Here is a 3,245-nt window from a genome sequence, read left to right on the forward strand (position 1 = left end):
TGTGGTGAGCCGGGAATAGGCTTTGACCCACAGATCTCCGAATGGGGAAACCCACCTGACAGTTCGTTATAATTGCACCTGAAGTAATTTGGGGGCAGCTTATAATGGGCTGAAACAGGTACTTTAATCCTGAATACATAGGGGTTTTAGAGCAAACCCGGGGAACTGAAACATCTAAGTACCCGGAGGAAAGGAAATCAATAGAGACTCCGCTAGTAGTGGCGAGCGAACGCGGACCAGCCGAGCCCTGAAGAGTGAGTAGAATGGTCTGGAAAGGCCAGCAATATAGGGTGACAGCCCCGTATACGAAGCTCCAAGGGACATATTAAGTAGGGCGGGACACGTGAAATCCTGTTCGAAGATCGGGGGACCACCCCCGAAGGCTAAGTACTCCTTACTGACCGATAGCGAACCAGTACCGTGAGGGAAAGGTGAAAAGCACCCCGACAAGGGGAGTGAAACAGTACCTGAAACCGGACGCCTACAAGCAGTCGGAGGGACATCAGTCCTGACGGCGTACCTTTTGTATAATGGGTCAACGACTTGGTCTCACGAGCAAGCTTAAGCCGATAGGTGTAGGCGCAGCGAAAGCGAGTCTTAAAAGGGCGACAGAGTACGTGGGATCAGACCCGAAACCAAGTGATCTAGCCATGTGCAGGATGAAGGTAAGGTAACACTTACTGGAGGTCCGAACCAACACCCGTTGAAAAGGGTCTGGATGACGTGTGGCTAGGGGTGAAAGGCCAATCAAACTTGGAGATAGCTGGTTCTCCGCGAAAGCTATTTAGGTAGCGCCTCGGACGAATACCATTGGGGGTAGAGCACTACATGGATGATGGGGGCCCACAGCCTTACTGAGTCTAAGTAAACTCCGAATACCAATGAGTACTATCCGGGAGACACACGGCGGGTGCTAACGTCCGTCGTGAAGAGGGAAACAACCCTGACCTGCAGCTAAGGCCCCTAATTCGTAGTTAAGTGGGAAAGCATGTGGGACGGCCAAAACAACCAGGAGGTTGGCTTAGAAGCAGCCATCCTTTAAAGATAGCGTAACAGCTCACTGGTCTAGATAAGCTGTCCTGCGGCGAAGATGTAACGGGGCTCAAACTACGAGCCGAAGCTCAGGATGTGCAGCAATGCACGTGGTAGCGGAGCGTTCTGTGATATAGAACGCTGTGTATTTATGCTCAGCCTGTCTGAGTGTAACATACACAATGTTCTTTCTGTGAAGCCGGGCTGTAAGGCATCCGGTGGAGAGATCAGAAGCGAGAATGTTGACATGAGTAGCGACAAAGAGGGTGAGAGACCCTCTCGCCGAAAGTCCAAGGGTTCCTGCTTAAAGCTAATCTGAGCAGGGTAAGCCGGCCCCTAAGGCGAGGCCGAAAGGCGTAGTCGATGGGAACCAGGTTAATATTCCTGGGCCGTGAGATGGTGACGGATCGCGAAGGTAGTTTGCCCTTATCGGATTGGGTGGGCTGCTGAGTGGTCCCTGGAAATAGCCTCTCTATAAGACCGTACCCTAAACCGACACAGGTGGACTGGTAGAGAATACCAAGGCGCTTGAGAGAACCACATCAAAGGAACTCGGCAAAATGCCTCCGTAAGTTCGCGAGAAGGAGGCCCCGTCTGTAGGCAACTATGGGCGGGGGGCACAAACTAGGGGGTGGCGACTGTTTACTTAAAACACAGGGCTCTGCGAAGTCGTAAGACGACGTATAGGGTCTGACGCCTGCCCGGTGCTGGAAGGTTAAAAGGAGGGGTGCAAGCTCTGAATTGAAGCCCCAGTAAACGGCGGCCGTAACTATAACGGTCCTAAGGTAGCGAAATTCCTTGTCGGGTAAGTTCCGACCTGCACGAATGGCGTAACGATCTCCCCGCTGTCTCTGATGTGGACTCAGCGAAATTGAACTGTGTGTCAAGATGCACACTTCCCGCGGTTAGACGGAAAGACCCCATGCACCTTTACTATAGCTTCGCACTGGCATCAGGATTGAGATGTGCAGGATAGGTGGTAGGCATTGAATCGGGGACGCCAGTCCTCGTGGAGCCTTCCTTGAGATACCACCCTTCTTACTCTTGATGTCTAACCGCGGCCCGTTATCCGGGTCCGGGACCCTGCGTGGTGGGTAGTTTGACTGGGGCGGTCGCCTCCTAAAGTGTAACGGAGGCGCGCGAAGGTTGGCTCAGAGCGGTCGGAAATCGCTCGTTGAGTGCAATGGCAGAAGCCAGCCTGACTGCAAGACTGACAAGTCGAGCAGAGACGAAAGTCGGCCATAGTGATCCGGTGGTCCCAAGTGGGAGGGCCATCGCTCAACGGATAAAAGGTACGCTGGGGATAACAGGCTGATGATGCCCAAGAGTCCATATCGACGGCATCGTTTGGCACCTCGATGTCGGCTCATCTCATCCTGGGGCTGGAGCAGGTCCCAAGGGTACGGCTGTTCGCCGTTTAAAGAGGTACGTGAGCTGGGTTTAGAACGTCGTGAGACAGTTCGGTCCCTATCTGCCGTGGGTGTAGGAGACTTGAGAAGAGTTGCCCCTAGTACGAGAGGACCGGGGTGAACGTTCCACTGGTGGACCAGTTATCATGCCAATGGTAGTGCTGGGTAGCTATGAACGGACAGGATAACCGCTGAAGGCATCTAAGCGGGAAGCCCCCTTCAAAACAAGGTCTCCCTTGAGAGCCGTGGAAGACCACCACGTCGATAGGCCAGAGATGTAAGTGCAGTAATGCATTCAGTTGACTGGTACTAATTGCTCGATAGGCTTGATTTGATCCAGAAACAGCAAGGTTCAGCAATAGCTGACCTCTGTTCGGACAGTCAAAAGCAAACATCACTACGTCACAATGTGACGGCAGTGTAAAAACATGGAACATTCGGTAACGCCGCATAGCAATACCGACTGATGTTGTAACTCCCTGAGCAATCAGGGAGGCGTTTCTTTCTCGGTTTGGTGGTCATAGCACGAGCAAAACACCCGATCCCATCCCGAACTCGGCCGTTAAGTGCCGTCGCGCCAATGGTACTGCGTCTTAAGACGTGGGAGAGTAGGTCACCGCCAAACCTAGTAAGAAACGTAAATCTCTCAACGATGAAACCAAAACCCCAAATCAATATCCTTGGGGCACATAAGGGCCCTGCGCAACAAAACGCGCAACCCAAGCGTCGCGGGATGGAGCAGCTCGGTAGCTCGTCAGGCTCATAACCTGAAGGTCGTAGGTTCAAATCCTACTCCCGCAACCA

The 3,245-nt window shown here is 52.9% G+C and carries 1 tRNA gene and 2 rRNA genes (1 of these 3 cut by a window edge); all 3 read left to right on the forward strand.

Going from position 1 to position 3,245, the window contains the following annotated elements:
- Positions 1-2,775 (forward strand): 23S ribosomal RNA (locus tag EGN72_RS00545); it begins 77 nt to the left of the window's first position.
- A 176-nt stretch (positions 2,776-2,951) separates the two neighbouring features.
- Positions 2,952-3,066: ribosomal RNA gene (gene rrf / locus EGN72_RS00550) — 5S ribosomal RNA — on the forward strand.
- Between the two features lie 102 nt (positions 3,067-3,168).
- Positions 3,169-3,245, forward strand: a tRNA-Met gene (locus EGN72_RS00555).

The organism is Pseudorhodobacter sp. E13, assembly GCF_003991405.1.
Taxonomy (GTDB): domain Bacteria; phylum Pseudomonadota; class Alphaproteobacteria; order Rhodobacterales; family Rhodobacteraceae; genus Pseudorhodobacter.